Annotated in this window: 26 protein-coding genes and 7 pseudogenes; 19 read left to right on the forward strand and 14 right to left on the reverse strand. The window is 67.7% G+C overall.

The features are described 5' to 3' along the window. Positions 1–63 precede the first annotated feature (63 nt). Together OG452_RS34125 and OG452_RS34130 are read right to left on the reverse strand one after the other, a co-directional pair. Positions 64–441 (reverse strand): hypothetical protein, encoded by a 378-nt coding sequence (locus tag OG452_RS34125; RefSeq protein WP_327299400.1) that lies wholly within the window; start codon positions 439–441, stop codon positions 64–66. A gap of 208 nt (positions 442–649) precedes the next feature. Beyond that, a complete protein-coding gene (locus OG452_RS34130) occupies positions 650–1,054 on the reverse strand; it encodes an ATP-binding protein (RefSeq protein WP_327299401.1) in 405 nt (134 codons plus the stop codon). Between the two features lie 361 nt (positions 1,055–1,415). On the opposite strand from OG452_RS34130, the gene OG452_RS34135 reads away from it, so the two are divergent. The 5 genes from OG452_RS34135 (at position 1,416) to OG452_RS34155 (ending at position 7,289) form a co-directional block, all read left to right on the forward strand. Next, positions 1,416–2,282, forward strand: coding sequence for a helix-turn-helix domain-containing protein (locus OG452_RS34135; protein ID WP_327299402.1), 867 nt, complete (start codon positions 1,416–1,418; stop codon positions 2,280–2,282). Positions 2,283–2,311: 29 nt separating this feature from the next. Beyond that, the gene (locus tag OG452_RS34140) at positions 2,312–2,530 is read left to right on the forward strand and encodes a DUF397 domain-containing protein (protein ID WP_405565185.1); all 219 of its coding nucleotides are present in this window, start codon (positions 2,312–2,314) and stop codon (positions 2,528–2,530) included. An 82-nt stretch (positions 2,531–2,612) separates the two neighbouring features. Further along, positions 2,613–3,428, forward strand: a complete 816-nt coding sequence (locus tag OG452_RS34145; RefSeq protein ID WP_327299404.1) for an SAM-dependent methyltransferase — start codon at positions 2,613–2,615, stop codon at positions 3,426–3,428. Between the two features lie 610 nt (positions 3,429–4,038). After that, complete coding sequence (locus OG452_RS34150) at positions 4,039–6,135, forward strand: SpoIIE family protein phosphatase (RefSeq protein ID WP_327299405.1); 2,097 nt, start codon at positions 4,039–4,041, stop codon at positions 6,133–6,135. Between the two features lie 413 nt (positions 6,136–6,548). After that, the gene (locus OG452_RS34155; RefSeq protein ID WP_327299406.1) at positions 6,549–7,289 is read left to right on the forward strand and encodes a class I SAM-dependent DNA methyltransferase; all 741 of its coding nucleotides are present in this window, start codon (positions 6,549–6,551) and stop codon (positions 7,287–7,289) included. Between the two features lie 222 nt (positions 7,290–7,511). On the opposite strand, the pseudogene OG452_RS34160 reads toward OG452_RS34155, so the two are convergent. After that, a pseudogene (locus tag OG452_RS34160) lies at positions 7,512–7,711 on the reverse strand (IS5/IS1182 family transposase); the annotation flags it as partial. A gap of 58 nt (positions 7,712–7,769) precedes the next feature. Between OG452_RS34160 and OG452_RS35535 the strand changes: the two are divergent. The 4 genes from OG452_RS35535 to OG452_RS34175 all read left to right on the forward strand — a co-directional run bounded on the left by OG452_RS35535 (position 7,770) and on the right by OG452_RS34175 (position 10,795). Further along, entirely contained in the window at positions 7,770–8,105 is a 336-nt protein-coding gene (locus tag OG452_RS35535) for a class I SAM-dependent methyltransferase (protein ID WP_442810140.1), read from the forward strand. Further along, positions 8,105–8,362 carry a hypothetical protein gene (locus OG452_RS34165; protein WP_327299407.1) on the forward strand — a complete coding sequence of 86 codons (258 nt, stop codon included), beginning with the start codon at positions 8,105–8,107 and terminating at the stop codon, positions 8,360–8,362. The genes OG452_RS35535 and OG452_RS34165 overlap by 1 nt, the downstream gene beginning before the upstream one ends. A gap of 73 nt (positions 8,363–8,435) precedes the next feature. Then, complete coding sequence (locus OG452_RS34170; RefSeq protein ID WP_327299408.1) at positions 8,436–9,944, forward strand: MFS transporter; 1,509 nt, start codon at positions 8,436–8,438, stop codon at positions 9,942–9,944. After that, complete coding sequence (locus tag OG452_RS34175) at positions 9,941–10,795, forward strand: sulfotransferase domain-containing protein (RefSeq protein WP_327299409.1); 855 nt, start codon at positions 9,941–9,943, stop codon at positions 10,793–10,795. The genes OG452_RS34170 and OG452_RS34175 overlap by 4 nt, the downstream gene beginning before the upstream one ends. 7 nt (positions 10,796–10,802) lie before the next feature. On the opposite strand, the gene OG452_RS34180 is transcribed toward OG452_RS34175, so the two are convergent. After that, on the reverse strand, positions 10,803–11,708 hold the full coding sequence (locus tag OG452_RS34180) for an NADP-dependent oxidoreductase (RefSeq protein WP_327299410.1): 906 nt from the start codon (positions 11,706–11,708) through the stop codon (positions 10,803–10,805). 113 nt (positions 11,709–11,821) lie between these two features. On the opposite strand from OG452_RS34180, the pseudogene OG452_RS34185 reads away from it, so the two are divergent. Next, positions 11,822–11,920, forward strand: a pseudogene (locus tag OG452_RS34185) (MerR family DNA-binding transcriptional regulator); the annotation flags it as partial. 520 nt (positions 11,921–12,440) lie between these two features. Then, complete coding sequence (locus tag OG452_RS34190) at positions 12,441–12,983, forward strand: terpene synthase family protein (RefSeq protein ID WP_327299411.1); 543 nt, start codon at positions 12,441–12,443, stop codon at positions 12,981–12,983. A 251-nt stretch (positions 12,984–13,234) separates the two neighbouring features. On the opposite strand, the gene OG452_RS34195 is transcribed toward OG452_RS34190, so the two are convergent. Then, the gene (locus OG452_RS34195; RefSeq protein ID WP_327299412.1) at positions 13,235–13,660 is read right to left on the reverse strand and encodes a winged helix-turn-helix transcriptional regulator; all 426 of its coding nucleotides are present in this window, start codon (positions 13,658–13,660) and stop codon (positions 13,235–13,237) included. A 289-nt stretch (positions 13,661–13,949) separates the two neighbouring features. On the opposite strand from OG452_RS34195, the gene OG452_RS34200 reads away from it, so the two are divergent. Both OG452_RS34200 and OG452_RS34205 read left to right on the forward strand, forming a co-directional pair. Next, entirely contained in the window at positions 13,950–14,594 is a 645-nt protein-coding gene (locus OG452_RS34200; RefSeq protein WP_327299413.1) for an FMN-dependent NADH-azoreductase, read from the forward strand. A 105-nt stretch (positions 14,595–14,699) separates the two neighbouring features. Next, positions 14,700–14,975 (forward strand): hypothetical protein, encoded by a 276-nt coding sequence (locus OG452_RS34205; protein ID WP_327299414.1) that lies wholly within the window; start codon positions 14,700–14,702, stop codon positions 14,973–14,975. A gap of 215 nt (positions 14,976–15,190) precedes the next feature. Here OG452_RS34205 and OG452_RS34210 read toward each other — a convergent pair. Both OG452_RS34210 and OG452_RS34215 read right to left on the reverse strand, forming a co-directional pair. Beyond that, positions 15,191–15,371: pseudogene (locus tag OG452_RS34210) on the reverse strand (transposase); the annotation flags it as partial. 180 nt (positions 15,372–15,551) lie between these two features. Then, positions 15,552–15,708, reverse strand: a pseudogene (locus OG452_RS34215) (rhodanese-like domain-containing protein); the annotation flags it as partial. Positions 15,709–15,821: 113 nt separating this feature from the next. Between OG452_RS34215 and OG452_RS34220 the strand changes: the two are divergent. Beyond that, the gene (locus tag OG452_RS34220) at positions 15,822–16,226 is read left to right on the forward strand and encodes a hypothetical protein (protein ID WP_327299415.1); all 405 of its coding nucleotides are present in this window, start codon (positions 15,822–15,824) and stop codon (positions 16,224–16,226) included. Here OG452_RS34220 and OG452_RS34225 read toward each other — a convergent pair. After that, positions 16,223–17,344: an IS630 family transposase gene (locus tag OG452_RS34225; RefSeq protein WP_327294726.1), complete on the reverse strand. Its 1,122-nt coding sequence runs from the start codon at positions 17,342–17,344 to the stop codon at positions 16,223–16,225. The genes OG452_RS34220 and OG452_RS34225 overlap by 4 nt on opposite strands. Positions 17,345–17,529: 185 nt before the next feature. Here OG452_RS34225 and OG452_RS34230 point away from each other — a divergent pair, with 185 nt between their 5' ends. Beyond that, on the forward strand, positions 17,530–18,231 hold the full coding sequence (locus OG452_RS34230; RefSeq protein WP_327299416.1) for a TMEM175 family protein: 702 nt from the start codon (positions 17,530–17,532) through the stop codon (positions 18,229–18,231). A 786-nt stretch (positions 18,232–19,017) separates the two neighbouring features. Here OG452_RS34230 and OG452_RS34235 read toward each other — a convergent pair. Beyond that, a complete protein-coding gene (locus OG452_RS34235) occupies positions 19,018–19,974 on the reverse strand; it encodes an NADP-dependent oxidoreductase (protein ID WP_327299417.1) in 957 nt (318 codons plus the stop codon). Positions 19,975–20,053: 79 nt separating this feature from the next. Here OG452_RS34235 and OG452_RS34240 point away from each other — a divergent pair, with 79 nt between their 5' ends. After that, on the forward strand, positions 20,054–20,641 hold the full coding sequence (locus tag OG452_RS34240; protein WP_442810142.1) for a TetR/AcrR family transcriptional regulator: 588 nt from the start codon (positions 20,054–20,056) through the stop codon (positions 20,639–20,641). Between the two features lie 86 nt (positions 20,642–20,727). Then, positions 20,728–20,886 (forward strand): annotated as a pseudogene (locus tag OG452_RS35540) (transposase); the annotation flags it as partial. Positions 20,887–21,203: 317 nt separating this feature from the next. Here OG452_RS35540 and OG452_RS34245 read toward each other — a convergent pair. The 4 genes and pseudogenes from OG452_RS34245 to OG452_RS34260 all read right to left on the reverse strand — a co-directional run bounded on the left by OG452_RS34245 (position 21,204) and on the right by OG452_RS34260 (position 23,498). Continuing rightward, positions 21,204–21,359 (reverse strand): hypothetical protein, encoded by a 156-nt coding sequence (locus tag OG452_RS34245; protein ID WP_327299419.1) that lies wholly within the window; start codon positions 21,357–21,359, stop codon positions 21,204–21,206. A gap of 246 nt (positions 21,360–21,605) precedes the next feature. Then, a pseudogene (locus OG452_RS34250) lies at positions 21,606–22,369 on the reverse strand (transposase). Between the two features lie 129 nt (positions 22,370–22,498). After that, a complete protein-coding gene (locus tag OG452_RS34255; protein WP_327299420.1) occupies positions 22,499–23,278 on the reverse strand; it encodes a helix-turn-helix transcriptional regulator in 780 nt (259 codons plus the stop codon). 58 nt (positions 23,279–23,336) lie between these two features. Further along, entirely contained in the window at positions 23,337–23,498 is a 162-nt protein-coding gene (locus tag OG452_RS34260) for a hypothetical protein (protein ID WP_327299421.1), read from the reverse strand. 37 nt (positions 23,499–23,535) lie between these two features. Here OG452_RS34260 and OG452_RS34265 point away from each other — a divergent pair, with 37 nt between their 5' ends. Both OG452_RS34265 and OG452_RS34270 read left to right on the forward strand, forming a co-directional pair. After that, positions 23,536–24,465: an NADP-dependent oxidoreductase gene (locus tag OG452_RS34265; protein ID WP_327299422.1), complete on the forward strand. Its 930-nt coding sequence runs from the start codon at positions 23,536–23,538 to the stop codon at positions 24,463–24,465. A 113-nt stretch (positions 24,466–24,578) separates the two neighbouring features. Next, positions 24,579–25,599: pseudogene (locus OG452_RS34270) on the forward strand (NADP-dependent oxidoreductase). Here OG452_RS34270 and OG452_RS35545 read toward each other — a convergent pair. Then, positions 25,503–25,949 carry a transposase gene (locus tag OG452_RS35545; RefSeq protein WP_405559521.1) on the reverse strand — a complete coding sequence of 149 codons (447 nt, stop codon included), beginning with the start codon at positions 25,947–25,949 and terminating at the stop codon, positions 25,503–25,505. The pseudogene OG452_RS34270 and the gene OG452_RS35545 overlap by 97 nt on opposite strands. Positions 25,950–26,198: the final 249 nt, after the last annotated feature.

The following is a 26,198-nucleotide window of genomic DNA, read 5'->3' on the forward strand; positions in this document are numbered from 1 at the left end:
GCCGTCACTGGCCAGGTGAGGTCCCAGCTGACTCAGAGACCCCGGCATCGCCCCGCAGGATCATCAGGCCCCGTCGCTCTTCGATGACAAGGGCGCCCAGGTGTACCGGACGCGCACGCCGCGGTTGTGGAGCCAGGCGGTCTCGCGGTGCCGGAGTTCCTGTGCGGACTCCGGGGCGATGGCGCTGGGCCAGCGGACGAGTACGGCGGTGACGTGGCCTGTCTGTGCCAGCTGTCTCACCCGCCGCCACCCTCTGCGCTGGGCCGGGTCGGGCTCACCGTACGTGTCGGTGACGACTTCGGCGATCGTCAGCCCGCGCTCCTGGGCGAAGGCATGGCCCTCTGTCTGTGCGCGTTGTGTTGCTGCCCCGGGCGCGCCCGGGGCTCGATCGGCGCATACGTACAGCACGACGGGAGAAGCGGTTTCATCGTGGGGGGTCATGGGCGCCTTCTGTAGGTGGATCGAGGAGAAGGGGTTCCTCGCCGCGTGAAGGGGACGTAGCGGGGCCGTGCGGTGCCGACTGTGGCGCCACTGCCGTTCGACGGGAATTGGTCCGGTGCGCAGCAGGTCGGATCCCTGCCCAGGCCGCATCCGGACTGTCGCTGCCGGGGCGGGCGTCAACTTCGACGCCCGCCGGGTGCCTATGGGGTCAGGGGTAGGCCGTCAACTCTGCCCATACGACCTTTCCTTCGGCCCGTGTCGAGCGTGCGGAGCCCCAGCGGTCGGCGAGTTGCTGGACGAGCAAGAGGCCGCGTCCGCTCTCCGCGTCGGGGCCGGCGAGGTGCTGGGGTGGGCGGAGCGGGGTGCGGCCGTCGTCATGGAGCTCGATACGCAGGCGCCGCTCGTCGCCGGTCAGCGTGAGGCCGCACAGGACATGACCACTGCCGGTGTGCAGCACAGCGTTCGTGGTCAGCTCGGAGACCAGCAGCACCGCGTCGCAGCATGTGTCGCCGGGTACCTTCCAGGCACGGAGCCGATCGCGCACGGTGTCGCGGGCGGATTTCGCGCTGGTGCGCAGGGCGGGCAGGCCGATCCAGTACTCCCGACGCGGCACGGTCGTGGCTAAAGCGGGGGCCGGGGCTGAGGGCGTGGGCAGAGTCACGGATGTCGCCTTCCAGTGCCTTCCGCGGGGCAGCCGCGGTGTGGGGATGCGGGCCGCAGCCCGGGGGTGAGAGGCGTGTACCGAGGCAGGCGCCTGCGATGGGGTGCCCAGGACGGCATCAGCATCACGTGTCCCGTCCGGGGCGGATGCTGCGTCAGAGCTGTGAAGTGACCGCTCACATGTCAACTATGCGCGTGATCCATTCACGCTGCAACCGACTCCCTGATAATTTCAGCAGAGCGGGTATCAGACTGGCGTCGTCCCCAAGGCACTGTAAGAATGGCGTTGTTGATGAACCCTCAGGAGGTTGGGCGTGAGTGAAGCCCGTTCCAGCGCCAGCGCGCCGACAGTCCTGCGCATGATCCTCGGCCGTCGGCTGCAGGACATGCGGCTCGGCGCCGGTGCCTCGCTGGAGGACGCGGCAAAAGCACTGCGCGTGAAGACCCTGACGATCCGACGGCTGGAAAAGGCCGAGGTCGCACTGAAGCCTCTCTACGTGGAGAAGCTCCTGGAGACCTTCGGCGCGGAACGCCAGGAGATAGACGAGTTCGTGGAGCTGGCCGAACAGGCCAACGAGCCCGGCTGGTGGCACTCCTACCGCGACGCCGTCCCCAGCTGGTTCACCGCCTACGTCAGCCTGGAGACCGGCGCCAAGACCCTGCGTACCTATGAGCCCCAGTACGTCACCGGCCTCCTGCAGACCCCCGACTACGCCCGCGCCGTGCTGCTCGGCGGGCTGCCGAACGGCAGCGAGGAGGATCTCGCGCGCCGCGTGGAGCTGCGGCTGCACCGCCAGAGCCTTCTGGAGCGGGAGGACGCCCCCACGTTGTGGGTGGTCATGGAGGAAGCCGTCCTGCACCGGGCGGTAGGCAGTCCCGACGTGATGCGGGAGCAGATCGAGCGGCTCCTGGACATGTCCGAGCTCGCGCATGTCAGCATCGACATCGTGCCCTTCGCGGCGGGGGCGCATGTCGGTGCGTGTGCCCCGTTCACGTATTTCCGGTTCGAGGAACCCGAGTTGCCCGACATCGTCTACAGCGAACTGCTGTCCGCCTCCGTCTATCTGGACCAGCGCGCGGACGTCGTCGCCCATCTCGAGGCGCATTCCCGTATGGCGCTGCTGACGTCGTCCGAGGACAGCAGGGCGCTTTTGAACCGCATGCGCAAGGAGTACTCGTGACGATCACCGACAAGGGCGTCTACAACGGGATGTCGGCCCGCGATCTCGGCGAACAGGGCTGGGAGCGCCCCTGGAGCGGGCCGAACGGCGGTCAGTGCGTTGAGACGAAGAAACTCGCCGACGGCCGCGTGGCCGTACGGCAGTCGACCGACCCGGCCGGGCCGGCGCTGATCTACGCGCCGGAGGAGATCGCCGCGTTCGTCCGCGGAGTCAAAGAGGGCCTGGCCGATCACTTGGCCGCCGGGTGAGCCGACGGCGGGCAGAAGGGACGACGACACCGGTCCCGATCCTGGCCTGCGGGCCGACAGACACACGCATGAAGGGGAGAACATGACCACCAGGCAGGCTGGCCGGGACCTCGACACGAGCAGGCCGCACTCGGCCCGGATGTACGACTACTTCCTCGGCGGCAAGGACCACTTCGAGATCGACAAGGAGGCGGCTCTGGTCGCCGCCGACGCTCACCCGGGCATCTTCGTAACCGCCCGCGAGAACCGGGCTTTCATGCACCGGGCCACCCGGGCCCTGGCGCAGGAGCACGGCATCCGCCAGTGGCTCGACATCGGCACGGGCATCCCGACCGAGCCCAACCTGCACCAGGTCGCCCAGTCCGTCGCGGTCGATGCCCGCGTCGTGTACGCCGACAACGACCCCCTCGTCCTCAAGTACGCCGAACGCCTCATGCGCAGCACGACGCAGGGACGCACGGCCTACATCGAGGCCGACGTCACCGATCCCGATGCCCTGATGAGCGCCGTGGACGCCTCGGGGGTGCTGGACTTCGACCAGCCCATCGCACTCAACCTCAACGCACTCATGCACTTCATCACCGACCCGCACGACCCATACGCCATCGTCCGCCGGCTGCTCGACTCCCTCCCGGTCGGCAGCGCCCTCGCCATGAACCACTGCACCCCCGACTTCGACCCGGTCACCTGGAACAAGGTCGCGGAGATCTACACCGCCTCCGGGACTCCGGTGCAGTTCCGTTCACACAGCGACGTCCGTCGTTTCTTCGACGGGCTCGACGTGATCGACCCCGGCATCTGCTGTTGCCACCGCTGGCGGCCGGCCGGACCCGCCGACGGGACGGAGCCCGCGGACGCCCAGATCGGCCTGTTGGCAGGCGTAGGCGTCAAACGCTGACCGGTGCCGGGCCGGGAGTGCGGTCGGCCGGTCACCTGTGTGCGCAGCGCAGGTGACCAGGACAACCCTGTGGGGGCACCGGACCCACAGGGTTGTCCTCGACGGCGGTGCGCAGGTCTCCGCCTCGGGGACTCACCCGGACCCGCAATGACCCAGGACGCGACCACCGCCGGGTGGGAGCCACGGACAGCCGGTCCGTCCCTGGTAGAAGATTCCTGTCGACGGTTCGGTATGCAGGCTGAAGCTGGGGAGGCCCCGGCTGGTGCCGGCCGCGGTACGCGATCACCGGGAGCTCGGGCCAAGCCCCTGACCGGAGGGTCCATCTGTCAGCTGCACCGTCCAGGGCCGCCACCGGCCCGGCAGCTGCCAGGCGACCGTGGCCGGGGACCTCGATCCGTGTACGACCCCTGCCCTGCGCGACACGCGTCTTCTGAGCCGCCATGAACGGGTGGGCCTGGACTTGGGGCCGCTCGTCTTGCGTGCTGCGGCTCGGCCGCTGGGAGGCGGGGGCCTCTCCCTGGTCGTGCTCCGCCCTGCTCGGGCGCAGGATGGAAGGGAAGGCCCTCGCGGCCGTAGCCGTCTGGGCCGTGTCAGGAGGGAGCTGTCCGGTATGGGTGCCGACGAGCCGCCGCCGGGTGGGGAGTGGGAGCGGCCGGTCGAGGGGCCGTCGCCGCCGGGCGGGCTGCTCGATCTGCTGAGTGTGGCGGCGGTCGTCCTGGACGCGAAGGGGCGGATCGTGTTCTGGAGCCCGCAGGCGGATGAGGTGTTCGGCTACAGCGCGAAGGAGGCCCTGGGGCAGTACGCATCACGGCTGCTGGTCCGCGAGGAGCACCGCGACCTGGTGACGAAGTTGTTCGCCGAGGTGATGGCGACCGGCGCCAGCTGGGCCGGTGCCTTCCCGATCCGGCACAAGGACGGCAGTACGCGCCTGGTGGAGTTCCGTAATATGCGGCTGCTTGACGACCTCGGCGACGTCTACGCCCTGGGCATCGCGGCTGATCAGAGGAGACTGCGGCGGATGGAGACCGATCTGGCGCTGTCCCAGCGCCTCGTCTCCCAGGCCCCCATCGGCGTCGCTCTCCTGGACACCGGTCTGCGCTACATCCTGGTCAATGGCGCCCTGGAACGGATCAACGGCGTGAGCGCCGCCGACCATATCGGCCGCCGCCCACACGACATCCTGCCGTTCATCGATGTCGACACCATCGAATCCGCGCTCCGGCAGGTCCTGACGACGGGCACGCCTCTGATCGATCAGTACGCTGTCGGCCGCACTCCGGCAGATCCGGATCACGATCACGCATGGTCGGTCTCCTACTACCGGCTGGAGAGCTCCAGCGGGCGGGTGATCGGGGTGGCGCTCTCGGTCGTCGACGTCAGCGAACGTCACCGGGCCACCGCCGAGGCGGACCGGGCCCGGCGCCGTCTGACGCTGATTGCCGACGCCTCCGCCCGCGTCGGCACCACCCTGGAGGTCGAGAAGACCGCCCAGGAACTGGCGGACGTCGCCGTCCCTGAACTCGCTGACGTGGCCGCGGTCGACGTCCTCGACGCCGTGCTGGCCTTCCGCCGTGCCCCGGTCTCTCATGAGGGCACCGAGCTGTTCCGCGCCCTCGCCATAGCAGCCGCCTATCCCACCGAAGCCACCGCCGCCGCGGACCAGGTCGGGGACCTGGCGGCCTACGGCGCCGACCGCCTGATCACCCAGTGCGTCCACACCGGCCAACCCGTCATCGTCGCCCACACCGATCGGGAAGATCTCCTGCACATCGCCCGCGATCCCGCCGCCGCGGCACGGTTCGTGCGGGCGGGGGTGCATTCCTACCTGGCCGTCCCGTTGATCGCGCACAACGAAGTCCTCGGCGCCTTCGACCTGCTGCGTACCCGCAACCCGCTGCCCTTCGACGAGGACGACGTGATCCTCGCCGGGGAACTCGCCGCCCGCGCCGCCGTGGCCATCGACAACGCCCGCTGGCACCAGAGCATCCGCAACACCGCTATAACCCTCCAGCGCAGCCTCCTGCCGGGCAGCCCGCCCGAACTCGCGGGCCTGGAGGTCGCCTCGCTCTACCAGCCGGCCGAGGCGGCCAACGAGGTCGGAGGAGACTGGTACGACGTCATCCCCCTCACGGGCGACAAGACCGCCCTGGTGGTCGGGGACGTCATGGGCAACGGCATCGCCGCCGCGGCCGCCATGGGGCGTCTGCGCACCGCCACTTGCGCCTTCGCCGACCTGGACCTGGCTCCCGACGAGATCCTCCAGCACCTCGACAAGATCACCCGCGGCCTGGAGCACTACATCGCCACCTGTATCTACGCCGTCTACGACCCGCACACCCACCAGTGCCACATCGCGAACGCCGGCCACCTCCCGCCAGCTCTCCTCCACCCCGGGCAGCCGCCCGAACTGCTCGACCTGCCCACCGGCGCACCCCTGGGTGTCGGCGGCATTCCTTTCGACACCACCACATTCGACCTGAATCCCGGCGACCGGCTCCACCTCTATACCGACGGCCTCGTCGAAACCCGCCAACACCCCATCGACGAACGCCTGGACGCCCTGCTCCACGCCATCGATCAACCACACCAGGCTCTTCAGGACACCTGCCAGCGGCTCCTGCACGCCCTGCGACATCCCGACGACCACGACGACGTCGCCCTTCTCATTGCCCAAGCCACGCCCTACACCTCGGCGCACGCCGCCTGACCACGTCGGCCACACGAGACATGAGCCAGGTTGGAGGTGGCCGACGCGGACCGGCGTTGCGCGGTGGTGCCGGGTGCGAGCACTCGGCGGAGCGGAACTGGGAAGGGAAGGTGTGGCCCCGGCGTATGGCAGCGCCCTGTCGCACGCCACGCAAAAGCTGTCGGCTGACTTGCGGATCCGTGCCGCCTCGGACGCCCGAGCGCGCCTCGACCCCGCGCAGTTGCTCGCAGTCCACTCCGTGCCGCGTGCCATGTCCTTTGTGGCGTCCCAGCAGATCTCGTCGATAAGGCCACTGCTCCGAGTTGGAGGCTGCCAAGGAAGTCCGTACTGGCTTGCCCCGAACTGTGTGACCGGAGCCGGTGGGAGGTAAATGCGTCGACAGAGGACACCGGCACCCGGCAAAGTAGTCGCCCGTGACGAGCAGTGAACTGTGGACCCGTGCGACTGCCGACCGCTACGACGCCGAAGAGAAGGGAAACTCCTCGGCTGCCGTTCTCGAACCGACTCTCGCCTTCCTGGCAGAGCTCGCCGGAGATGGCCGGGCACTGGAGTTCGCCATCGGTACTGGACGAGTTGGCGTCCCGCTCCGGAAACGCGGCGTACCGGTAGTGGGCATCGAACTGTCCGAGCACATGGCAGCGGTGCTGCGGGGCAAGATCGACGAGAGCACGCTCCCGGTAACCATCGGGGACATGGCGACCACCGTCGTCCCCGGTGAGTTCACCCTGGTCTATCTCGTCTACAACACCATCACGAACTTGCTCACGCAGGACGAGCAGGTCACGTGTTTCCGCAACGCCGCACGTCATCTGGAGCCCGGTGGCCGGTTCGTCATCGAGCTGGGGGTGCCGCCGCTGCGGTTCCTGCCGCCCGGCCAGGTCGCGGTGCCGTTCGACGTCTCTGAACAGCATCTCGGCTTCGACACCTTCGACCTGGTCGAGCAGACTCTTGTCTCGCACCATGTCACCCGCGATGGCGACGACGGCCGCTACCGTCGCGGCCACTCCCGGCACCGGTATGCCTGGCCGGCAGAGCTCGATCTGATGGCACGTATCGCCGGGCTCGAACTGGAACGTCGCGTCGCGGACTGGGATGGGGCACCGTTCACCCAGGATTCGGCAAGCCACATCTCCGTGTGGCGCAAGCCGGCCTGAGTCGACCACGGCAGGACGTTGGCCCCCGGGGCAGTTGGCAGTCAACACCCTTCCGGAGTAAATCTTCCCTGCGGGAAACTGAGCCGTGGCAGGTGTGCCAGCAGGTGCTGCCGAACCTACGAGAACGTCGGATACAACTCGTGACGGAAGAACTCATCTCGGCCTCCGCCTGCTCATAGCTTGAATGGACACCGGTCGCGGTCTTGGACTCGGCGCCGCCAGACCCGGCTTGCCTCGGTCCACGGGGCTCGGACCTGTCAGTGCGCCCCCTTTTTAGCTGTCACGTGGGCGGAGTCAAGAACGGCGCGGGAGAGGTGGAGGAGCCCGGCGTCGTCCAAGCGGTGCAGGATCTCCTCGTGTAGCCGGCCCCACACACCGGCTCTGGGCCAGATCAGGAACCTGCGGTGAGCCGTCGACTTCGATGTGGGGGCCCGCACCGGAATCTGGAGCCGGATCCTCGCGGAAGCCGGGTTCCGGTCCGTGACCGCGGCCGACCCCAATGACACGATGCGGGCGACAGGGGAGAGGGACTCCACGCACCACAGCATCACGTGGCGTGCGGGCAGCGGCGAGGACACCGGCCTTTCTGCAGGGTCGGCAGACCTCGTGACGATGGCCTCCTCGTTTCACTGGGTGGACTTCCACCAGGGGACAAGGGAGTTCGGCCGCGTCCTGCGCCCCGGCGGATGGTTCGTCGCTCTGTGGAATCCGCGGTACATACAGGCCAGCCCTCTGCTCACGGACTTTGAGGACGAACTGGGCCGGCCGGCTGAAGCCCCACATGACGAGGGGTGTCGTCTGCCCGGCAGGGCCTAATGGACGAACTCTCCGACCGGCTGGCGGCCTGCCCCGAGTTCGACGACGTCATCCTCCTCGAGGGCTGCCACGAGGTGGAGCAGTCCGTCGACCAGTACATCGGGGTGTGGCGGTCGGTGAACGACGTCCGGGTACAACTCGGCGAAGAAAAGTTCGAACACTTTCTCGCCTATGCGCGACGACGCATCGGCGACGCAGCAACCGTGAAGACGACCTACTTGACCCGCGCATGGGCAGCCCGGCGCGCCACCGCCTGAAACTGATCCCCCACCGGAGCATCAGCTGGCAGACGACCGTGACAGCCCCTGCGGGGCCGGGCAGGTGAGGATCATGACTGGCTCTTTGAACACCGAGTGGATGGCCCGTCACCGGGCCGTACCTCTCACCGCGTTGCTCACCACCACGAATTTCCTCGTCGTCTTCGACGGCTTGGTGGTCACCGTGGCACTTCCCGCGGTGCAGCGCAGTTTCGACCTGGGCCAGGCAGGCACGCAGTGGGTCATGACGGCCTACACCCTTCCGCTGGGAGGCGTGCTGTTGCTGGGCGGCCGATGTAGTGACCGCTACGGACGCCGCCCGGTCCTCATCACCGGCCTCGGGCTGTTCGTCGCAGGGCTGTTGCTGGCAGGGCTGGCCCCGAACACGTCGTTGCTGCTGGCGGGTCGAACGCTCCAGGGCGGGGGCGCCGCACTCGCAGTTCCGACGTCCTTCGCGATCATCAGTGCCAGGAAAACGGCATCCGACCGCAACCGCCTGTTCGCCGCCGTCGCGGTGGCCGGTGGCCTGGGGGCCGCCTGCGGCGCCGTCATCGGCGGCATCGTCACGCAAGGCCTGGGCTGGCGCTACGTCTTCCTGCTCTCCGTCCCCGTCGCCCTGCTCGCCGCTCTGATGACACCCAGGCTCTTGGACGCCGAGCCGGCGCCGGCCCGGAGCGGCAGGCTGGATCTGCCGGGCGCCGCTCTCTCCATGACTGGCCTCATGCTGCTTGTCTTCGCCGTTACGAACACGGAGAGCGCGGGCCTCGTCTCCGTGAGCACATTCGGCCCCCTGGCACTGTCCGCCATCGCGTTTGCCGCCTTCTTCCTCCATGAACGCAGAACCGAAGCACCCCTGCTGCGGATCAGCATCCTTCGCTTGTCCTCGTTCCGTACTGCGGCGCTCGCCATGCCGGCCAATGAGTTCGCCTACCAGGGCAGCGTCTTCATCGGCCTGCTCTTCTTCCAGCAGGCCCTCGGCTACAGCCCGCTGGGCGCGGGACTCGCATTCAGCCCCCTGGGACTCGTTGTGCTGCTCGGATCGTCCGTGGCCAACCGGCTGCTCCACCGATACCGCTGGACGGTGATCGCCGCCGGTGCCCAGTTCGTCAGTGCCGCAGGACTGGGTCTCCTGGCCATCGCAGGCCCGGAAAGCGCCTACCTTCCGCACATCCTTCCGAGCCTGCTCATCCTGGGCCTCGGCACCGTGGTGGGGGCTGTTGCCTTCAACGTCACCGCAGGCAAGGACGTCTCCGCAAAGGACAAGGGCGTGGGCTACGGCGTCTTCGAGACCGCCAAATACGTCGCGGGTGTCTTCGCCGTCGCAGGGCTGGGCAGCATCGCAGCGGCCCGAGCCAACTCCGCAGGTACAGCCGACCACGTCTCGGCGCTCACCGCCGGATATCAACTGGCCTTCGCCGTGGCCGCGATCATCGCCTTCCTCGGCGGAGCCCTGGTCACGCTGCTCGGGGAGTCCCCGGGCCTGAAACGAAGCCCACCGAATCACTCCGCTGTGGAAGGCTCCGCCGACAACCAGGGGCCGTCGGCACATGCTCCCGGGAACACCAGAAAGGGAAAGCGATGAGCGAGAAAATACATTACCTTCTGCACGGAATTCAGGACCGCTACAATGCCCTCTACCAGGAAAACATAGCGGAGTTGGGCGAGCAGGACATCGTAGTCGCCAGTATCGGTGGCTCAGGCCAGTCGCTCCTCGGGAACATCCTCCTCGAACTGGGGCTTAATTATGCGGACCCCTACATCGATGCCTTGAGCGCCGACGGTACAAGCCATCCCGTGCCGGCCTACGCCGACTACCGCAGCAGGCTGTCCGCCACCGACCAGAACACCTGGCTCGAAAGCGACCAAGAGCGGCCACGGTGGCCCCGCTTCGTCAAGACGCACCTCGCCCCGGAATTTTTGACACCACGCCCTCTGCTGGGTGCCTGGATCCTCATCAGGGACCCGCGCGACTCCCTTTACTCCTGGTACAAGTTCCGCACCGATTTTGCAAAAGACCCCCTGGACCTCAGGTCTCGCACATTCGAGGAATGGCTGGAGCAGCCAGGGCCTACCGGAATCAACCGGCTCGATGACTGGTCATCTTTCTACGAAGCATGGGGCAGTGCTCTCCCGCACTTTCAGCGAACCACCGTGACGACCTTCGAGGACCTCAAGAACGACCCGGTGGCCGCACTGCAGAAAAACCTGAATGATCTCGCAGTCCGGGCTCAGGAAGCCGACATCACGCGGGCCGTGGACCGGAGCAGACGCGGGCTGCCCCGCTGCTGGGGGCGTCGAGCAGCCTGCGCACCCCTCGGGCGGGACGTCGCCATGCGTCCAGCCGCGGGTCATCGGCCAGTTCACGGCCCTCGTGGGTGCCCCGTCACGCGCAGTGCAGAACACGTTCCAGCACGAAGAGGAAGGGCCACCTGATGGGAAGTCAGATGAGGATTACGATCTTTCCCCGCACGTGCCCGCGCTCGGAGTGGGCGTGCGCCTGCGCGATCTCGTCCAGCCGGTAGGTCTGCTCGATCCGCGGGGTGTAGCGGCCCCGTTCGCCGAGGGCGCCCGCTTCGGCGAGGAACGTGGAGTCGTTGACCGCGTTGGCCATGTGCACGCCCAGGCGTTCCGCGTTCTGGTGGTCGGCGACCGTGACGACCCTGGCGGGGTCGCCGACGATTTTGATGAGGTCGGCGAGGGAGCCGGAGGCGGCCGCGTCGAGTACGAGGTCGACCCCGTTCGGGGCCAGGTCGGTGAGCCGCTTTGCGAGGCCCGCGCCGTAGGTGGTGGGAATGGCGCCGAGGGAGGTGAGGAAGGCGTGGTTGCGTTCGCCGGCGGTCCCGATGACCGTGGCCCCTTGGGCGACGGCGATCTCGACCGCGGCGCCACCGACCCCTCCAGCGGCGCCCTCGACGAGCAGGGTGCGCCCGGCCAGCGGGCCGAGAGCCTTCAGTCCGCTGAGCGCGGTCACGGACGCAAGGCCGGCCCCGGCCGCCTGCTCGTCGGTCCAGTTCGCGGGAGCCGGGGCCCAGGCCGAGAGCAAAGCCAGTTCCGCCGTCGCGCCCGTGACGCCACCCAGCCCGAAGAAGCGGTCCCCGAGGCTCACGCCGTCGACGCCCTCGCCGATCCGGTCCACCACACCGACGGCGTCGCGGCCGGGAATCGCGGGCAGGTCCACGGGGAGCACCTCGCGGACCGCGCCGCTGCGCACCTTCCAGTCAACGGGGTTCACACCGGCTGCCGCGACGCGGATGCGGATCTCGCCGGGGCCGGGAAGCGGGTCCGGGGTCTCCTCGACCGTGAGGGTCCCCGTACCGCCGTACTCGTGATAGCGGGCTGCTCGCATGATGTCCTGCCTATTGTCCGGTTGGCTCGGTATGCCTTGACGTTGACTAGGCTAAAACCTGACGTTGACGTGAGATGCAAGTCGGGCAGTCGGCCACGCGGAGCGGAGGGCTCGTGCGTATCGGTGGGGTGTCCCGGGAGGCCGGGGTAAGCGTGCGGGCCCTGCGGTTTTACGAGGAGCGGGATCTGCTGCCCTCCGAGCGGAGCCCCGGGGAGAGAGACCTAGACGCTGGTTCCTCTGGTTACTCCCTCTCCACCACGCTTGCCGGACCCGAACCATCCGGCAGTTCTGGCTAAAAAATACTGTCTCCCCAACCCCTCAGCTGCCAAGTCGGCCATCCTTTTCTGCTCGCACCCGTTTTGTACGAGCGACAGCTGGATGAGGCCGAACTGGCCCTCTTTGAGGTACGGCAGGTCGGAGTCGAGCCCCTTGCCTGCAGCCCGTCTGCGGCAGGGCCGCTGCTCGTGTACGTCGTGAGGGGACTGGACCCTGGTACGTGGCGCGGCGCAGGCGCCGGGTTCGTGCGGATCGCGAATCTTCGGTCAGGTCTCCAGTCGCGTTCTCAGGCATGGAGCAACGGCAACACAGCTGACTGCGTCGCCGATCGCCACTCGGTTCGCACAGAAGGATGGTTTACCGCTGCGGCCGGCCTCTGTCGTGCCTGGACAGAGTGTGCTGGGGCGAGCGGTAAGTGCCGTGATGCGGCGGAGCGGAGGGTGGGATGCGAAGCGGATGCCACGCCTTGCCGTGGTGGAGCGGTCTCTGCCCACGGCGGTCGATCTCGACGGGCTACGGCACGCGGCTGCCGACGTCGTCGCTTGGGTCAACGACCTGCGGTCCGCGCCACGCGAAGTGGATGAGGGCACCGACAACCTCGTCGGCGTGCTCGCCCGCCACCACGGTTGGAGCCTGTCCCAGGCCGCGGCCCGCGCTCATGGAATGCTCGCTGACCGCATGGACGACTTCGACCGGGCCGCACACGGCAACCGTGCCGCTCCCGTCCGCCAGGTGCGGGACGGCTCGCTCGCCTGGCAACGGGAGACTCACCGCAACAGGGCAGGAGGCGGCTTCACCGCCGACGATCACGAATGGGGCCTGCCGGCCCTCGCGCAGTACCTGGCAGTCGCCGTGGATGCGGCCCGGGCATGGGACGACCGGTGTGGCAGCCGTGTGCTGGAATCCTCTCTGCTCCTGGCCCTCCTGCGCGAACAAGGCATCGAGCCCGGTGAGCAACCGCCTCGCTCGCTTCCTGCGGCGGCGCCGCCCGGGCGCTAGCAGCGTGGACGCCATGCTGATCGACGCCTGCCTCGACCCTGCGGGCATGGCGCGCCATCCGAGTGAGCTCTCACCGGGCAGCGGATAGCCGACATGCCTGACGGGCATCGTCGGACCACCATCATGCGCACATTTTCGGAGCCCCGGTCGCTGCCGCGGTGGCCGGGGCCCTGCCGCCCGCGCCAGGGGGATTTGGCCACCGAAAGCCCCGGACCTGTGGCCCCCGCACCTCACGTAGCCGTTCCTGGCCCTCAGCGCGCCGCGCCCGCGGTGTCCTCCGCGGCGCGGGCGCGGCTCTTCCTGATTTCGTCGTGATGGTCGGCGGCCCAGCCGATCAGCTCCATGACGATCTCGTGCAGGCCGCGGCCGAGCGGGGCGAGCGCGTACTCCACGCGGGGCGGCACCTCGGCGTAGGCGGTGCGCGTGATCAGGCCGTCTTCTTGGAGCTGACGCAGGGTGTGGGTGAGCATGCGCTGGGAGATGCCGGGGATCTGGTGCTGCAGGGCGGTGTAGCGCAGGGGGCCGTCCTGGAGGACGGCGATGATCAGCATGCTCCACTTGTCGCCGACCCGGTCCAGGATCTGCCGGATGAAGGCCATGTGGTCGGCGGGGATGCTCGCGCACGGCCCGATCGCCGCTGCCATGTCCATACCAGTGCTGTCCTGCATGGCGTCCATTCCTCTCCGTCGCGCACACCGATGTGCCTTTTGTAACGCCTTCCATACTGGCGCATCATGGCGTTACGAACAAATAAGAGGAATTTGAGGTCAGGCCACGAAGGTAGAGATCTGGGCCGAGATTGTCTGCCTCTGTTGCGGGCTCGGCAGCCACCGCGCGGACGGGGCCGTGGGGCGGTTCGAGCGCAGCGACCAGGTCGGGGTGTGCCACCGCTCCTTCCGCTGCGCTGTCCCGGCCTGTCCCTGACCCGTCACCCCATCCCCATCTCTGTGAAAGGCACCAACCACCATGTCGTACCTGCTGCACATCGACTCTTCCTCGCTCGGCGAGGTATCCGTTTCCCGTCAGGTTGCCCAGTCGTTCCGTGACCAGTGGCAGGGCCCGGTCGTCCATCGCGACCTCGCCGCCTCGCCGGTGCCGCACCTGAGCGCCGCGGGCATCACGGCCCGCGTCACCGACCCGGCCCAGCACACGCCCGAGCAGGCCAAGGCCGCCGCGCTTCAGGACGAGCTGATCGAGGAGTTCCTGGGCGCCGGCGCGTACCTGTTCACGGTGCCGATGTACAACCTCTCGATGCCGTCGGTGTTCAAGGCATGGCTGGACCAGATCATCGTCACGGACCGCACCTTGATCTTCAACGGCCCCTCCCCGGTCGCGGGCCGTCCGGCCGTGCTGATCTCCGCCCGGGGCGGCGGCTACGGCCCCGGCACCCCCAACGAGGGCCTCGACTACGTGGTGCCCACCCTTGAGGCCGTACTGGGCCACGACAACCTCCTCGGCCTGGACGTCACCACCGTGATACCCGAGCTGACCATGGCCCCCGTGGCTCCCGCCCTGGCCCCGCTACTTCCTCTGCACGAGGCGTCCATGACGGCCGCCCACGACAAGGCTCGCACGCTCGCCACGACCTTCGGCACGCCGCGTGCCGCCTGACGCATCTCTCCCGATGATCCCCCGTCCAACCTGCTTGTTCTCGGCGGCAGCGGCCGCACCGGAATCCACGCACTGCGGGAGGCCACCCCCGCGGCCACCGCGTCCGTGCCTCGTGCCCGCCCAGAGGCGGTCCAGGCTCCGGCCGACGTCGAACTGATCAAGGGCAAGCCTGCGAACATCGACGACCTCCGCATGGCCCCGGAAGGCACCGACGCTGCGATCAGCGTGCTCAACAACGCCCGTGCCTCCGACAACCCCTGGGGCAGGCCGATCACCACGGCGGAGTCGACCAGACCGTCCACGCCGCCGGCGCCCAGCTCGTCACCACCGGCCGCCGACGCTACCTCCGCCTCGCCCGGACCTGGCCCCGGACCGACATGATCACCGCAGCGATCGCCCGCCTGGATGCGCTCTTGAACCCTGGCTGACCAGCAGCGATCCCATCCCGACGAACAGCATCACGTCGACCGGAGCCGTGGACCCGGCGCCCGCCCGACGCGACAGCGGGCCCTCACCCTGCAGAACAGCAGCCCAACAACCCCAAACTGACCACCAGTTCAACTGAAGAGCCGTCACGAAAGGTCGAGGCTGGACGAGTAGACCACGACCTGGGAATTGTCGATCCGCCCGGCCGTTCCGGTGTACGGCGCTGGGCCCCCGACAGTGTGGTTGCCCATCTTCACGTCGCCGGTCTCGTCGGCAACCAGGACCGCAGCATCGTCATGCAGGGCTTCGACGACGTATTCACGTACGTCAATCACGGACGCTATCGGCGTCCTGCGACAGGTGGACGACACCGGGGAAGTGTCCGGCCCGGCGCCCGGGGGCTCGGTGCACGACCAGCAGCACGGTGTCGCCGTCAGCGACGCTTGGGTGGGCCTGTTCGGGGGGCGAGGTGGCCAGGATTGTGGCGGGAGAGGAACATCGCGTGCCTTCTGTGCAGGTGGAGCAAGACGTTCAGGGCCGGGTGACGTTCAGGGCTGTGTCGGCGGCGGCCCCGAAGCCGTCATCGATGGCGATGACCCTTTCGTCCGGTCGCGTCCAGGAGGGAAGCGGCGGTCGCCGCGCGCATCCCGCCGGCGCAGTGCACCCACACCGTGCCGTCCGGCACCTCGGGGAACTCACTCGCCGAACCGTATCCCAGAAGTATGGGATGGCCCCACGGCTGCCCCGATCTCTACCCTCAGTCCGGAAAACCGAAGGCAAAGGCACAGGAGGTATCGCGGCATGTCCCCGTCCATGCTCACCGTCGGGCTCGATCCCGCGCTGGTGGACGACGCGCCCTCGTCACGGGCAGCGTTCCCTGAGATCGACGCCGAAGCGGTACGGGCCGGCGTGGCCGCCGGGCGGGCCCGGCTGGAGGAGCTCGGCTTCACTGTCGACGTCTGCCTGCTCGACTACGGCCGCACGGCCGAAGCGGTCTACCGCGCCGCGCTGTCCGGGAAGGACTACGACATCGTGGTGATCGGCGCCGGTGTCCGGCTGGACCCGGCACTGACCCCGCTCTTCGAGGTCTTGGTCGACACCACCCACGAACTGGCACCCGGTGCGAAGCTCTGTTTCAACGTGAGCCCGTCGACAACCGTGGAGGCCGTCCAGCGGTCGTGGCCCGAACGCAAGCCACTAACCTAGTGTCCTGCGCCAGAGATCCGTTGGCAGAAGCGGGCGAGCGAGTCGAGGATCTCTTCGGCTGTTTTGGTCCAGGTGAACGGGGTCGGGCTTTCGTTCCACTGCTTGACCCATGCACGGATGTCCGCCTCCAGGGAGCGCACGCTTTTGTGGGCGCCACGACGGATCTTCTGGTCTGCGAGGAAGCCGAACCACCGCTCCACCTGGTTGATCCAGGAGGAGCCGGTGGGCGTGAAGTGCAGGTGGAACCGGGGGTGTTTGGCCAGCCATGCCCTGATCGCCGGTGTCTTGTGGGTGCCGTAGTTGTCCACGATGAGGTGGACCTGGAGGTGCCCGGGGACCTCTTTCTCGATCTTGACGAGGAACTTCTTGAACTCCGCTGCCCGGTGCCGACGATGAAGGCTGGTGATGACTTCACCGGTGGCGACGTCGAAAGCCGCGAACAAGGTGGTCAGGCCGTTGCGAACATAGTCATGGGTGCGGCGCTCGGGCATGCCCGGCATCATCGGCAGCACCGGCTGAGAGCGGTCCAGGGCCTGAATCTGGGACTTCTCGTCCACCGAAAGCACCACCGCGCCCTCGGGCGGGTTGAAGTACAGCCCCACCACGTCGTAGACCTTCTCCACGAACAACGGATCCGTCGAGAGCTTGAAAGTGTCGCTCAGGTGCGGCTTGAGCTGGAACTTCCGCCAGATCCGGCCCACGGTCGACTTCGACAGCCCACTGCGGTCGGCCATCGAGGCACGCGACCAGTGAGTGGCATTCTTCGGGATCTCCTCCAACGTGCTGACCACGACTGCCTCTACCTGATCGACACTGATACTGGGCGGCCGGCCCGGCCGCGGCTCGTCCACCAACCCGTCCAGCCGGCCGGCCAGGAACCGGCGACGCCACTTGCGGACCGTGTCCGCCGCGATCCGTAACTCCCGTGCCACCACGACAATCGGCGGAACATCGGCGCCGACACATGCCAGCACGATGCGGGCCCGCAGGGCCACCGCCTGGGCAGACGACGCCCGCCGGGCCCAACGCTCCAACACCACACGCTCATCGGCGGACAACAACAACGGTTCCAACTTCGGGCCACGACGTGGCACCGGCACAGCCCCAGAGGCACTCATACACAAACTAACGACGGATCTCAGGCGCAGGACACTAGTACTTCATCCGGACCAGCGGCTGCCTACCCCGCCAACCTCCTGCTGACACCGTGGGTACAATCCGCGCGGTTCGTTGGAACGCACACAACCAGCAGAGCCCGGTAGCGACGGCAGGCGCGGGCACAACAAAAGAAAGGTGCAAACGCATGGGTGCCAGTGGCGTCATAGACGAGACCGAGACGGGAGGGGCCGACCCGGCAGAGCCGTCGGTTCCCGCGGCGGACAGGATCGAGGGGGGCATCTCGGCGGAGCGCCTGGTGCTCTTCACCGACGCGGTGACCGCGATCTCCATCACCCTGCTGATCCTGCCGCTGGTGGACCTCGTCCCGGAAACCGCCTCCGCCCACGAGGGCGCCAGCAAGGTGATCACCGGTCACCTCGACCAGATCTGGAGCTTCCTGCTCAGCTTCGCGGTCATCGCGAACATCTGGCGGGAGCACCACCGGACCTTCTCATCGGTCACGAGGCTCACCCGCCCCCTGACGGTCTGGAACATGGGGTGGCTGCTCTCCGTCGTCGTGCTTCCTCTGCCGACGGAGATGATCGGCACCTTCGGCCGCGACCGATTCGTGGCGGCGTTCTACTACTCGACCCTCCTGGCCGGCATGGTCTGCCGGTTCGCGATGCTGAGGATCCTGAAAACCACCCCGGCACTCCTTGAGGAAGACAGCCGGACCGCCCGTCAGAGAACCCAGGACCTGTACACCGAGAGCTACCTCAACGTCCTCGCCCTGGCCATCGCCTTCGCCCTCGCGCTCGCCGTACCCGTCCTGCAGTACTACAGCCTGCTCCTGCTCGCCGTCCTGCCGAGGCTGGGGCGTCTGCGACGCCCGCACACCACCGGCTGACCACGGCCTGCGCCCGGATACCCGCCTGCGCCCCGGGGACAGCCGTTGAGCAGCTTGCGGGACGCGGCGGGTCCGAAGACACTCGGTGAGGCCGGGCAGGACACCACCTGCCCGGCCTCACCGCTACCCGCACGCCGCGCCCTGGTTTGCCGGTGAGGGTGTGTCAGCGGTAATGGGCTAGTCCGTCGCCGCGTTGCCGGACGACGAGCGAGAGGGCGATGCGGGCATAGCGCCCGGCGGTGTACAGGGCCGGCCCGAACCGAACCGGCGGGAGCAGCCGAGCCGTCCGACGCCCCGGCCGAGAAGCTGGTGGGCCGTGTTCCATCGCCCGCAAGGTGACTTGCCCGCGGACATCACCGACCCCGCAAGCGGCGAACCCCGGCCGGCGACCGTACGTCACCTCTGCGGTGATTTCGGGGGCACGACCTGCTCCGGGTACAGCATCGTGCGGAGCGCCCCCAGTTCCGGAAGTGCCGGGGGCGGGGCGAGAGCTGCTGGAGGGTGTGTTGGGCACGAGGGGGAGCGGGAGACGTGGAAGGCTGAGGAGTTCGATTCCTCTCACGAGGGAGCAGTCGGCGTGCTCCCACGACGCCGGCAATACGGGACTCGGCTACCCGGCAGGCAGAGCATGCAGGGAACGTTCAAGATCACGCCATCTACCTGCAGTCGGGCCATTCGTCGGTTCCCTGCGCTGCTGTGCGGCCCGGCGACAGGGACAGGTATGCAGGGGGCGTCTGCCTGCCGCGTCGGCCGCTGCTGAGTCCGGCACGCGCTGTCAGGGCTGGTCTAGAGGTCGATGACGACCTTGCCGCGGACGTGTCGCGCCGCCTGGAGCTCGACAGCCGCGCGGATGTCCTCGACGGGGTAGGTCGCCGCGAGGGGTACACGCAAGCGGCCTGCCGCGACAAGGCGCGCGATGTTCTCGACGGCGTCGGGCGCCGCGTTGGCGCCGTTGGCAGTGGGAACGCCGTCGACCTGGCCCGCGATAGTGCAGATGCGGTCATCCGGGACTTTCAGCTCGCGTGCGACGTGCACCGTGTCCGTGCCGTGCAGGTCCAGGACTGCGGTGACGGTGCCCGCACCGAGGTCGCGGACCCTGTCGGCCAGGCCCTCGCCGTACGGGACCGGTTCGGCGCCGAGGCTTCGCAGATACTCCGCTGACGACGGCGAGCCGGTCCCGATGACGCGCGCGCCCGCGATCCGGGCCAACTGGACTGCGAACACGCCGACCCCGCCGCCCGCGCCGCCGACCAGCGCCGTGTCGCCTGGACCGAGGTCAAGGATGTCGAGAGCAGCGGACGCGGTGCTGCCCGCGATCGCAAGCGTGGCGGCGGTGCGGTCGTCGACGCCGTCCGGGGTGTGGTGGGCGATACCGCTGGCGATGTTCCCGTTCGCGTCGAGGACGACGTAGTCGGCGACCGCTCGGGACAGGGCCGCCCCGAATACGCGGTCACCGGATGCGTAGCCGCTCGCGCCGGCACCGACATGGTCCACGACTCCGGCGTAGTCGGTCCCGAACCCGCAGGGCAGGCTCAGACCGAACCGTGCCGCGGTCTCGGCGTCGGCGGTCATGAGCCAGTCCATCGGGTTCAGCCCGGCTGCTGATACGCGGACGCGGATCTGCCCGTCGCCCGCCAGAGGTTCAGGCACGTCCTTGAGGGCCAGGGCCTCCGGGCCGCCGAACGAGTCGAGCAGGACAGCCCTGCTCGCGCCGTCTCGGAGTGCGTCGCCGTGTTGCTGCATGTCTTACCCGTTTCCTCGTGTTCGTGGAGCCACCCCAAACGGACTACGCTCCACTTATGGAATCCAGCATAACCGGAGCGTGATCCGTTTGACGAGTTCGAAGCCGCGGGCAACACGGGCCGACGCCGCCCGCAACCGCGATCAGTTGCTTGACGTCGCGACACGCGTGCTCGCCTCGCCCGACGCCGAGACGTCCATGCGCGCTATCGCCCGCGAGGCCGGTGTCGGTATCGCGACGCTCTACCGCCACTTCCCGACGCGTGAGTCCCTCGTCGAGGCCGTCTACAGCGACCAAGTCGTCCGCCTCACGAACGGCGCCCAGGACTTGCTCGCCAACGAGGCCCCGGCCGTTGCGATGCGACGCTGGATGGACCTCTTCGGCAACTGGATCGCGACGAAGAACGGCATGCTCGACACCTTGCTGACCCTGATCGAGTCCGGCGCGGTCGGCCACGCCCAGACCAGGGACGAGCTCCTGGACGCGATATCGACGATCCTCGACGCAGGCCGCGCAGCCGGAGACCTGCGGCCCGACGTCACGGCCGAAGAGATCGCAGCCAGCCTGATCGGGATCTTCACCGTCGCGCACCAGCCTGGCCACGCGGTCACAGCTGATCGCCTCCTGGACATCCTCCTGGATGGCCTTCGACCTCAGAGGCACCTGTGAGGACCAGCCGGATGAGACGTCGTTGCATTTGGCGTGATCGGTAGTGTGCGGACAGGACGGCCCAGGAACGTCTCGTTCCCGAGGGACTGTGGCAACTGTTCCAGCGGGTAGTACCCGTGGCTCCAGTGCGCCCACAAGGCGGCGGCAGGCGGCGCCACGGAGACCGGGACGTGCTGGCCGCCATTCTGTTCGTGGCCACCTCCGGCTGCACCGGGCGGCAGACTCCGGAAACGTTCGGGCCGTCGTGGTCAGCGGCGTAGCGCTGCTTCCTCCCAAGCTGGGAATCCGGGCGCACAACTCCACCGATCAGCTTTTCGAGATCGCCTTCTGCTTCGGCAGTGACGGTGCCCGCACTTGGTAGGTCGTCATACCGTGTCCGCCTTGGAGCTGACAACCATGGGGCGCACATAGGCGTGGCCCTCCACCCGAGCTACGCGCAAGTCGGTGGACGACAGACGGAGAACTCCAGCGACTGAGCAGAAAGTCCGGTTCGGTCATCACGTGTTCCAACGCGGGCCCACCTCGTGTTGGAACCTCGTCCGCGCCGTTGATTCGACCTCGTTTACCAGTAGTGCCTGCGACCTCCGACCGCACGGCCCACCGCACCCAGAACCCACAGGGCCGCCCCGATAACCGCCAGGATGATTCCGATGGTCCATAGAATTCCCAGCCCGGTCACCAGACCGACGATGAGGAGGATGACTCCGAGAATGATCACGACGAACCTCCGATCACGGATCGCCCCACTTCCTAAGTCAATAATGCACCCATTTTTTCGTTTCTGTTCTCAGTACGAGGACTGCTGTTCTGCCGCACAGTCGATGCGGTGTTGCAGGACGTCGCAGGCATGCTGGAACTTATCCATCAGCCGGGCAGCCTTCGCCAGCGGGATGCCTATAAGGCTTGTCCCGCAAAAGATCTTCGAGTCGAGTTGGATGGGGTCGGCCGCTGAGAGTCTGCTCGTTCATCCGGCGAGGTTGAGGTTGTGGAGGCGGGCGATGCCGAGCATGGCGTGGTGGACGCCGTCGCCCTTGAGGCGGCAGTCCCGGAGGATCTTCCAGGTCTTCATGCGGGCGAAGGTGTGCTCGACGCGGGCGCGGACCTGCTTGTGGGAGCGGTTGTGCTCCTGTTTCCAGTCGGGGAGTTCCTCGCCCTTGGGGCGGCGGTGGGGCATGACGAGTCCGGTGCCCGGATTAGCCGCCATGGGCGATCGTCATCGTCTTCCCGACGGCGGCTTTGGCGCCGGATTGCTCCCACGCCTTGCAGTCGTTTCGGTGGCCCGGCAGGGGCCGGCCGACCACGACGACTCTGCGGGTGTCGGCGTCGATGACGACCTGGTGGTTGGTGGAGTACCTGTAATTCCTGGACTGTTCGGCGATCGTGTGGTCGCGGGACCAAGGTGCCGTCGACAATGAGTACGGCATCTCTGGCGAAGCGGCGCCGGGGCTGAAGCGCCAGGAGCGGACCGAGGTGGTCGATGATGCGGCCGGCAGCAGACTTGGAGATGCCGAACAACACGGCGAGTTGGCGCATCGTCAAGTTGGAGCGCCAGTACGCCGTGACCAGCAGTGTTCTGTCTTCCAGCGGCAGGCTCCACGGCCTGCCCCGGCGAGTGGCGCCGACCCCCGCGCGACGCAGTGCCGTCACCAACTTCGTGAACCGTCGCGGGCTCAGCCCGGTGAACGGGAGTATCCAAGACGGCTCCGACGCCGAGATCACACCAGCCACAGCAAGATCATTCCACTGCGGCTGGTCCCTCCACCCGCCCGGACGCAAAGGCCAGAGTCGAACGTTTTGCAGTCCCGCGAACCCTGGGCACCTGACCTCGCCAGCTCCAAGATCCCCGACAGAGTCAAGTTAGTCGTGGAGTGCACGCCGTGTTGAGCGGTAGCGGCCGGGTGTCTGGCCGACGAGTTCGGTGAAAGCGTCGATGAAGCTGCTCGGGTTCGCCCAGCCCAGTCGCATGGCGGTGTCGGTGACCGAGGCGCCTTCGCAGAGTTCGAGCAGTGCCCGCTGGATACGCAGCAGCGTGCGCCACTGATGAAAGCTCATCGACAGTTCGCTGCTGAACAGGCGGCTGAGGGTTCGCTCGCTCGAGCCTGTTCTGTGCCCCAGCTCGGCCAGCGTCGCCGGGCTGGCCGAGTCGGCGTGCAGCAGGTCGGTAACGGCCTTGAGGCGAGCGTCGTTCGGTTCCGGGAGGCGCAGTGACTCCTGCGGGGCACGGGCGAGCTCAGTGATGACGACCTCAAGCAGCAGGCGGGCGCGGGGGCTGCCCTCTGGTTCGCGGTCGTTGATCATCGCCAGGTAGGCCTCGCGCATCAGCGCACTGGCCGTGAACACCGACGGCTGGGGTGGCAACTGCTCGGCAAGCGCCGTCGGCACCTGAAGTATCCGGACATCGGTCTCGCCGTACGACCGGCTGCTGTGCACGCAGAAGGGAGGCATCCACATAATCCGGTTCGCCGGCGCCGCCCACGTGCCCGCCTGGGTCGTCGTGACCAGTGCTCCGGAGGCGGCGTATCTAAGCTGACCGTAGTCGTGGAAGTGCGCGGCGATGGCCTCGCCATGTGCCATGGGCTCGCAGGCCGGAGCATCGGCGATCGAAAAGAACACTGGCTCGTGCGCAAGTTCGGTCATCGGCTTTTACTCTAGCCCGCCTTCGCAAGTCTCCTGACATGGCCGCCCGGAATCGAGGTCATTTCACGAGCGTCGCCAGCGGATCGGATCTCATGCCGTTCACGCCAGGACAGGTGACCTCGGCAGCAGACCCCGGCGGCCGCAGGCCGCGCACCATCCAGCGCTGGCGGGTTTTCGGAATTTCCTGGCGTAAGACCGGTGGTGCGCCTGCGTCGTCCATACCTAGCCTCGTTCTCACAGCGAAAACCAGGAGAGACATGCGAGTCATCACCCAGCAGACGTTCGGCCGTCCCGACGTGCTCACCCTCGTGGACGCGCCCGAGCCCCAGCCCCTGCCGACCGAGGTTCTCGTCCGCGTCAAGGCGATCGGGCTGAACCCGCTGGAGGCGCGCCTGCGCGCCGGCGAGTTCCCGCTGATCGGCAAGCCGCCGTTCATCCTCGGCTGGGACATCAGCGGTGTGGTCGAACAGGCGCCGCAGACGTGGCGGTTCAGGCCCGGCGACGAGGTGTTCGGGATGCCACTGTTCCCGCGGGCGGCGAGCGCGTACGCCGAGGTCGTGTCGGCGCCGGCGCTGCACCTGGCACGCAAGCCGGCGTCGCTCTCGCACATCGAGGCGTCGGCCCTGCCGGTCGTCGGGCTGACGGCGTGGCAGGGCCTCGTCGACCTCGGCGGCGTGACCGAGGGCGACCGCGTCCTGATCCACGGCGGTGGCGGTGGGGTCGGCCACGTCGCGATCCAGATCGCGAAAGCGCTCGGCGCGCACGTGATCGCGACCGCGAGCGGGAGCAAGCGGAAGTTCGTCGAAGGGTTCGGCGCCGACGAGGTGATCGACTACACGGCGGTCGACTTCACCGAAGCGGTCCGCGACATCGACGTCGTGCTCGACACGATCGGCGGTGACACCGCCGAGCGGTCCCTTGAAGTGCTCCGCCCGGGCGGTCACCTGGTGACGGCGGCCGCCGAACAGGATGCGGAGCTCCTCGCCGCGTACGAGGCGGCGGGCATGCGCTTCAGCGGCATCGCGGTCGACCCCGATCCGGTCGCCCTGCGGGGTCTGATCGAACTCGTCGAACAGGGCAGGCTCCGGGTCCACGTGCAGGAGACGTTCCCGTTCGAGCGCGTCGCCGATGCGCACCGGCTGCTCGACGCCGGTCACCTCCGGGGCAAGCTCGTCCTCACCGTCTGATCCCGCGGCCACGGCGCCGGGCCGGTTAGGTGCTGCATGCAGTGGTGATGGAGGCCTGTGTGCACTGGGTCTCCACAGCCTCACACTCAGACTCCAAGAATGAAGGGCTGAAGATGTCTCAGATGACACGGGAGTGGCACTTCGTGCAACGACCTGTAGGGCTCCCTGCCCCCGAGACGTACAGGCTGGTCGAGCGTGATCTCCCGGCCCTGCAGCCAGGCCAGTGTCTGGTGCGGAATCTTGTCCTCTCGGTCGACCCTTACATGCGGTCACGGATGGACGATGTGCCGTCCTACGCCCCCCCCTTACAAGCTCGGGGAGGCCCTGACTGGCGGAGCCGTAGGTGAGGTCATCGAGACACGAAGCGGTGATGTCCCTCTGGGATCTTGGCTCGTGCATCAGGCCGGGTGGCGAGAGCACTCAGTAGTCGACGCCACGGCGGGTCGCATCGTCGACAAGGGGCGCTACCCGAGCTCTTACTATCTTGGCGTCCTCGGGGGGCCTGGCTTCGCGGCCTTCGTCGGACTCTTCCGTAGCGCAGGCTTCCAGCCTGGGGACTCTGTCTTCGTGTCCGGCGCAGCAGGTGCCGTAGGCAGCATGGTGGGGCAGTTCGCCTCGCTGGCCGGCGCCAGGGGGGTCGTGGGGAGTGCAGGGAGCATCGAAAAGGTGAGATACCTGGTCGACGAGCTGGGATACGACGCGGCATTCAACTACAAGGATGGTCCGGTTCTGAATCAACTGCGGAACGCGTTTCCCGACGGATTTGACGTCTTCTTCGACAATGTGGGGTCCGATCACCTTGCCGCGGCGATCGACGTACTCAATGAATTCGGGCGGGTGGCGATGTGTGGAACCATCTCGACCTACAACGCGCCCGAGCATGACGCAGTGCCGGTAGATGCGTTCAAGATCGTGGCCAAGCGGCTCCGTCTGCAGGGGTTCATCGCGTTCGATCACGAGGACCTTCGGGAGGAATTCGCTCCTCAGGTGGGAGCGTGGCTGGAGAGCGGCCGATTGACGTACCGAGAGACGGCCAGTCAGGGAATCGAGGCCGTTCCTGCGGCGCTGACGGGCATGCTCACCGGCGCAAACACAGGAAAGGCGATCGTCCGCTTGGCGGATGACCCGGTCTGAATCAACTGCTGGGCCGGCCCCGACCGACGCATACGCTGCCGAGCCGCCAAAACCATCATCGCCATAGAGGGCGGTGCCCGACGCGGCCTCGCGTGAGCGAGCAGCACACCGGCTGCCTGCCACTCCGCCAGCCGCCGCCAGCACGTCGGACCGGGCCGAAGCCCAACTCCTGTGGCAGGGACTCCCATTGGATACCCGTGTAGAGAACGAACAGCACAACCCTGGAGCGTCTTGCGGTCCTCGATCCGCTTGCGTCCCGGGTGCCAGTACCGCCGTTCCTGTTTCGGTGGCAACGGCTCGACCACCGACCACGACTCGTCACCGATCTCCCACGGCTTCCGCAGCGACATCCACACCTCTGAACAACGGCATCAACAACCTCTCCACCGTGCCACAGGAAGATCACTCTGCAAGAACCCCTAAAGGCCGAGTGGCTCGACCTGAAGTCGGATCGTCCAGGAGGACCGTTCGTGACGTGGGCACAGCCGCAGGCGGTGATGCCGGGTTCCCTGCCGCTCCAGGTGGCGGGCCCACAGCCACCTCGGGTCACGCCGGGACGTTTGCGCGCTCGCCGAGCGCCGCTGAAGGTGGCCAATGGC

This window comes from Streptomyces sp. NBC_01197 (assembly GCF_036010505.1).
Taxonomy (GTDB): Bacteria; Actinomycetota; Actinomycetes; order Streptomycetales; family Streptomycetaceae; genus Streptomyces.